A 6,728-nucleotide genomic window follows, 5' to 3' on the forward strand; every position below is an offset into this window, starting at 1 on the left:
TCAGTACAGCAGGCCGTTCTTCGGCTGGAGCGGCGGCGGCAGCTCGGATTCGCCCAGCATCTGCCGCAGGTTGATCTCGATGGTGCGGCACAGCGCCGTCATGGGCGTGTCGCTGACGCCGTCCTCGAAGGGGTTCTCCACGTCGCGGCCCACCGCGTCCAGGGCGATGAAGAGGAACGCGATGATGGCGGTGATGAGCGGCGTGAGCACGCCCAGGTCCGCGACGACGCCCAGGGGCAGCATGGTGAGGTAGGCGCGCACCATGGCGTGCGGAAGGATGTCGTACTGGCGGGGCAGGGGCGTGTTCTTGATGCGCTCGCACGCGCCCAGGTAGTTGGTGAGCTCCGTGAGCGTCGCGTCCATCGCCACGCGCAGGTAGACCTTCTCCGGGTGCTCGATGTCGCTGTACACGCGGCGCATGCGCGTGCTCATCCACAGCAGGATGGCGGCGGGCACGTTCTGCTCCACGCGCAGCGCCTCCAGCACGGACGGCCGGAAGTACGGGGTGATTTCCGGGAAGGGGTCCTGCCGCCGCAGGTGGCAGCGCAGCGCGTTCACGAAGCCAATCTGCGCGTAGACCAGCTCGCGCGCGTCCTCGGTGATGCCCTCGAACATGCCGGTGATGATGCCCCGGGGTGACTCCACGGCCGGATGGACGAACGTGGCCAGGTTCGCGCGCGGGATGCTGGGACCGCGCAGGTCGCGCGCCTGGCCGAGCTGGTCCCGCACCGCGCCGTCACCCACTTTGGACCAGGCGGGCGCCAGCGCGGGCCCCTCCGGTTGCACGGCCACCTGGACCAGGCGCGACGCGGCGGAGGGTGTCTCCGGCGTCCCGTCACTGCGCTGGGCGCGAGGGGCGGGCAGGAAACTGATCACCTGCCGGGCCAGCGTCCGCGACGCGTTCACCAGCCCGCCCCAAATGGTGCGCGCCTCCCACCAGCGCTCGTAGGCGGAGTTGTTGCGGAAGCCGAGCAGCACGCCCAGCGCCGCGGCCAGCAGCGTCACCGGCAACGCAGGCACCGACAGCCACCTGGCGTCCAGCACCTCGTAGCCCAGCGAGATGGCCAGCGCGATGGCGATATGGACGACGACGGGGCGCCCCGTGTAGCGGAGGATGATCCGCCAGGACAGCATCCGACCGACGATCATCTCCCGGGGCTCCTCTTCGCGGGGCGTGCTGCGTGAGGAGTTGGATGTAGTGATGCCCCCGAGGAGCGGCAATGCGCCGCGTCACCTTCGCGCCCCCTGTCCGGCCGCAAGTCCCCTCCGCACGCCCGGAGAGCGTGCGGAAGCGGACGAAGGACGCGTGCGCCCGTCAGGCCCGCGACTTGGAGAAGACGATGCTCGCGCCCGTCGCCGGCACCGTCACGGTGAAGGTGCGCTCCACGGTGGCCAGGCCGTTGCCGCCGCGCGACGCCAGCTCCAGGAAGAACGCGCCCGTGGCCTTCAGGTGGAAGGACTGCGCCCACGACTGGGACAGCGCCTTGAACGCGCCCTTGAAGACGGCGGGCGAGCGCTGCTCGCTGTTGCGCAGGTCCAGCAGGCCCGCGCGCAGGTCGTGCCACTTGGACACGGTGCCGGGGTTCTTCTGGATGACCTCCGCGAGCGTCAGCATGCCGTTGCCCAGCAGCCCTTCGATGTACGCGAAGTGCCCGACGAGCGGGTTCTTCTTCAGGGTCGCGCCGGCCATGTTCGCGGCCACGGCGGCGGACCAGTTCTGTTCCAGGTACTCCTTCCACAGGGGCGCGTAGACAGACTCGCGCACGGTGGGCCGGTCGCGGCACGGCACGCCGTACCAGGGCAGGGCCCGGGCCAGCGCGCGAGCGAAGGCGGAGTAGGCGTCCGGATCCGCCGCGTGGGTGATGACGTCGCGCAGCGTCCGGTTGTCCAGCTTCAGCTCCACCCGCGTCTCAATCTCCTTGCCGCCGGACGCGTCGCGGATGCGCTTGAGGACCTCCTCCTCCTCGGCGTCATCCAGCGCGCCCCAGATGATGGCCTCGTCCACGGCCTGGCGCAGGTCGTCGTCCGACAGCTTGCGAGCGTCACGGGCCAGCAGCAGGTACAGGCCCAGGTCGAAGTCCGCGACGGTGGGCGACTTGCGGAACTCCGCCATGTCCGCCTTGAAGTCCGCGGTCCAGCGCATGTACGGCGTGAGCAGCGTGCCCTTGTAGCTGCGCACGCCCAGGAACGAGACGCGCTGGGGCGACTCCTTCTCCAGGCTGTTGCGCTGCACTACCTGGGTGAGCTCGTGCACGTCGCTGCCGCCCAGCGCCCACTTGCCCAGCTTCAGGGAGAAGCCCCAGGCCTTGGACTCCTTGTTGACCTCCTTCAGCAGGCACTGCTCCAGCGGCATGCCCTCGGCCTGCATGCGCTGCATCGCGCTGTCCATCCGTCCGGACACCAGCAGCGGGTGCAGCGCTCGGGCCTGGGCGTCGGTGCACACGGTGGACAGGAGCGTGGTCTGCTCGCGCAGGCGCAGGTACTCGTAGCGGAAGCCGGCTTCGAACTTCGATTCCGCCAGCGCCTGGATGCGCCCGCGCACGTCCGTGCGGAGCTTCTCCCACTGCGTTCGCAGCGCCGTGGTGTTGGCCTCCAGCTCACCGAAGCCCAGCCGGTCCAGGATGATGCGCAGGACCTTGGTCTCGTTCGCGGACAGGGTGTGCGCTTCCAGCTTCGTCATCAGGGAGTCGAACTCGGACAAAGGCACCGACAGGAGCCCTTCGAGCACGTGCTCCACCTGGGAGACGACGGCGGCCGGGTCGGTGAGGCTGGCCTCCACGTGCAGGCTGGCCGTCACGCCCGCCTCGCGCGCCACCACCTTCTTCACCTGCACGCGCACCTGGCCGGCCGCGGGGCGGGAGAAGACGACGGCGTAGTCGTCCACCACCTTCACCTTGGCGGACACGGTGGCGCCCGCCTTGGCCTCGAAGGCCATCATGGTGCTGGCGGACAAGAGCTTCGTCAGCGTCTGGAGGTTGGACGTGTAGACGTCCGTCCAGTCCAGCGTCGCGGTGACGGACAGCTCGCCGCGCGCCTGGAAGGCGATGGCGTCACCCACGCCCAGCTTGTCCAGCGACGACGTGAGCAGGGGCAGCCGCAATTCCGGCGCGTTCTTCTTCAGCGCGGCGCGAGCGTTCGTGTCCTGCGTGTGCCGGTGGTAGTCCGCGAGCAGCACCCGCACGTCGCCGTTGGCCGCGAGCGCCACGTAGGGCAGCGGGAAGCCGACGTCCGCCTTCACGCGCGCCTCCACGCCGTACTTGAGCCACGCCTGGTCGCCGCCATAGACGAGCGCCGGTGCCAGCTGCGTCGTCGCGTCGCCGGGGGCCTCGCCCACCACGCCCGCCGCGTCCACGTCCGCCGGGGCGTCATAGCCTTCCACGAAGCCGCGCGCGGACACGTCGAACGCGAACGTCAGGGAGCCCAGCTTCTCTCCCGCGGGCAGCGCATAGCTGGCGGTCGGCAATTCCACGCGGATGTCCGAGCCCTTGAGCGGCGCATCCGGTAGCACCTTCGACACTTCGTCCAGCAGCGCGAGCTTCCACGACATGACGGCTCCCTCCCCGACGTCCACGGAAAGGCCGCATCCTACATGGTCGGTCCCACGTGGGAGGCCGGACGTGAAGCGGGCGCGAGCGGACCCACCAGGGAGTCGCCGTCACCGGCTCAAGGCACGTCGTGGACCCGCTGGAGCGCGGGCGTGCCGTCCGCCTTCACGACCAGCGGGTCGGGCATCAGCCCCGGGATGCAGGAGCGGATGCTGACCTGGGTTTCATCCACGGGCTCCAGCACCAGCGACGTCGTCCGCGTGGGGAGCGCGCGCGGCCACTGGCCCTTCTCCGCGCGGGCCACGTCCACCTCCGCCAGGGCGATGAGGGCTTCGGAGCGCAGCGTGCGCAGCTCCAGCGCTTCCATGTCCTCGGGAGACAGGCGCACCAACGGAGCCTCCTCCTGGCGGAAGTACTCCCCGGCCTTCCGGGTCTCCAGGGCCGCCAGCGAACGGCGGCGCTCCTCGGCCGGTTGATCCGCCACGGCGAGGAGGCGGTCCGCGTCCTCCACCCACTGACGCCACTGGAGCCGGCGCGACAGGGCTCCGGGCTGCTCGGGGGCGTCGAACCACGTGGGCGGCAGCTCGGCGCGGGTGTCGTCGGAGAGCAGGTCGCGGAAGGCGTGGAGCTGCGCGGCGACGGCCTCCTCGTGCAGCATCAGGGACACCGGCGGGAAGCCCTCATGCAGCCGGGTGAGCTGCGAGATGGCCTGACGCTTGCGGGACAGGGAGGCCGCGTCGATTGCGTCCGCGCAGGCCCGCCACGTGCGCGCATAGCCGGCCGCGGACAGCCGCTGTCCCACGAGCCCGCCGCCCAGGGCCAGCTCCCGGCTCAGCGCGAGCGCGTCCAGGCACGTGTCCACCGCGGGATCCGCTTCACCCCGCGACACGAGCCGCCGCGTCTCCAGCGCCGCGTCCTCCACCACGTGCCAAAGCGCGTGGATCATCGCGTCCCGCCGCGACACCTCCGGACCGGACAGGGGACGCAGGTCCTCCGGAAGGCCGCCGGACTCCGCGTGGGTGGCGGCGAGCACCCGCCGCATCAAAGGCAGGCCCTGCTCCAGGGCTTCACGGCGGGAGGCGGGAAGGTCCGTCACCGGAGCGCGTCCTTCCGTCACGGCCTCCAGGGTCGCGGCCTCCGCCGAGGTGGGGGCCGGGGTCGCGCGGGCCTGCTGGAGCAGCGCGGGCAGGAGCGGAACCATCGCGTCCCCGAAGGTGCCGGGCCGCGTGGCGGTGATGTGCGCCGGACGCGGGTGCTCCGCGTGCGTCAGCGTGTTCACCTCGCGCAGGAGCCGTTCCTCCAGCGCGTCGGTGCGCAGGTGCTGGTGCGCCAGCGCCCCGAGGCTCACGAGGACGGACAGGGACACGCCTCCCATGAGGGCGGGGAGGGGGCGCTTCAAGGCCATCGGGACGGAACTCCAGGAGGGGGGCCTGGAATGTCGCACGAAACGCCAGGCCCCCAACAGCCACCCTCCGAGGGCGACGTTGCCTGGCGAGCAGGAGCCTCACCTCCAGGTCATGGAGCCTGTCAGGTCCTCTACCGGGCAGGCGTGCTCAACCGGCGCAGCAGGAGCTCCGCCAGGTCGCGGGCCTGCGAACGGATTTCAGGTACGGCTGTGGTTTCCCACAGGTCCCCCCGCCGCGTCGGGCCCAGCGTGAAGAGGTGGGCGGAGGGCTGTCCACGTGCGTCCAGCACCTCGCCGTCGGGCGCCGTCGCCAGCCCCATGCCCAGCGAGTCCGCGCGAGCCTGTCCCGCCTCCAGCAGGCCGCGCAGGACGGGCTGGCCGCGCGAGGCCGGGTTCGACTCGGGGCCGGTGCAGTTGATGACGTGCTGCACGCGCAGCACCTGGGGCTCGCGCTCGCCCCGGGGACGCAGGTCGACCGCCACCGCGTCCGGCTCCAACTCGAAGCGGAGCACTCGGCCCGAGTGGAGCGTCAGCCGCCCCTCGCGCCGCCACGCGTCCATCACGTCGTGGATCTCCGGCGCCATGCGGTGGCGGTGCACCTCCCAGTACGCCCGCAGGTGGCGCAGGAACCGCCGCCGCTCCTGCTCCGACAGTCGCTGCCACAACGGCGTCGTCACCGGCCGCAGCGAGTCCACCGCCGCGCGCCAGTCCGCGCCCGCCGCCGCCTGCGCGTCGACCTCCTGGCGCATCGTGCGCAGCACGTCGCGGATGCGCAGCGTGCTGAACGGCACCACGCCCTCCGCGGAAGGGGACGCGGCCTGCGTGGCGGTCTCCGCGTCGCGACAGCGGTCCATCTCCCGGCGCACCGAGCGCAACAGCTCACGGATGCGCAGGGGCTCCGCCGCCGCGGGCGTCTTCGCGCCATGCGCGCGGTGCGGGTGCGGCAGCAGGCCATGGCGCGACAGCGCGTGCACCGGGCCCTGGTGACCGCGCTCGCCCAGCGACAGCACCGTGTCCACCATGGTGAGCGCCGTGCCAATGAGCAGCACCGACTCACCGGAGCCGATGCCCTCCAGCGCGCCGGGCACCCACGGCGAGCGGTGGTAGCGCGCGCTCGCGTACAGCCCTCCGTCCGGCACGCGCAGGTCCGCGGGCATCGCGTTGCCCAGCGCCAGCACGGCGCCCTTCGCCTCCAGGCTCTGGCCGCTCGCGAGCGTCACCTTCACGCCGTCCGCCGTGTCCTCCACCGCGGTCACCTCGTCGCGCGGCGTCTCCAACTGGACGCCCGGCGCGGCCTTCGCGGCGGTGTCCTTCAGCACGAACTCCAGATACTGGCCGTAGCGGCGGCGCTCGGCGAACGCGGATGGCGGCGTGTCCGGCGCCTCCACGCGAAGCCAGCGAAGGAAGTGCTCCGGGTCGTCGACCCAGGCGCTCATGCGGCCGGCCGGGACGTTGAGCAGGTGACGCGCGCTGGTGGTGGAGTACGCGACCCCCCGGCCCAGGCGCTCCCCCCGCTCCACGAGGGCCACGCGCAGGGGCGAACGGGCGCCCCGCAAGAGACAGGCCGCGAGCAGCGTTCCGCTGGCGCCCGCGCCGATGATGATCACGTCCTGCCGGGAGTTCACCGCGCGATTGTAGGTCCGGCCCCCCCGGATGCCATCCCTCCCGAGCGTCGCCACCCGCTCGGATTGTCCGTAGGCCCACGGCCCCTGGCCTTCCAGGCCCACCCTGTGACGGCGGGGCCCGGCGGACCTCAAACCGCCTGGTGCGCCTCGGGC

General features: G+C 71.9%; 4 protein-coding genes. All 4 read right to left on the reverse strand.

What is annotated here, in order from left to right; all coding sequences use genetic code 11:
- Nucleotides 1–1,149 (reverse strand): bestrophin family protein, encoded by a 1,149-nt coding sequence (locus D7V77_RS18870; RefSeq protein WP_120577675.1) that lies wholly within the window; start codon nt 1,147–1,149, stop codon nt 1–3.
- Nucleotides 1,150–1,315: 166 nt separating this feature from the next.
- Nucleotides 1,316–3,547, reverse strand: coding sequence for a hypothetical protein (locus D7V77_RS18875; protein ID WP_147452099.1), 2,232 nt, complete (start codon nt 3,545–3,547; stop codon nt 1,316–1,318).
- Nucleotides 3,548–3,663: 116 nt separating this feature from the next.
- Entirely contained in the window at nt 3,664–4,950 is a 1,287-nt protein-coding gene (locus tag D7V77_RS18880; RefSeq protein WP_120577677.1) for a hypothetical protein, read from the reverse strand.
- Between the two features lie 131 nt (nt 4,951–5,081).
- Nucleotides 5,082–6,677: an FAD/NAD(P)-binding protein gene (locus D7V77_RS18885; protein WP_233597098.1), complete on the reverse strand. Its 1,596-nt coding sequence runs from the start codon at nt 6,675–6,677 to the stop codon at nt 5,082–5,084.
- Nucleotides 6,678–6,728: the final 51 nt, after the last annotated feature.

The sequence above is a fragment of the Corallococcus sp. CA041A genome (genome assembly GCF_003612075.1).
Classification (GTDB): domain Bacteria; phylum Myxococcota; class Myxococcia; order Myxococcales; family Myxococcaceae; genus Corallococcus; species Corallococcus exiguus.

Coding starts and splice junctions, on each gene's coding strand:
- D7V77_RS18870 (WP_120577675.1), bottom strand. CDS start 1,149: ATGATCGTCGGTCGGATGCTGTCCTGGCGGATCATCCTCCGCTACACG.
- D7V77_RS18875 (WP_147452099.1), bottom strand. CDS start 3,547: ATGTCGTGGAAGCTCGCGCTGCTGGACGAAGTGTCGAAGGTGCTACCG.
- D7V77_RS18880 (WP_120577677.1), bottom strand. CDS start 4,950: ATGGCCTTGAAGCGCCCCCTCCCCGCCCTCATGGGAGGCGTGTCCCTG.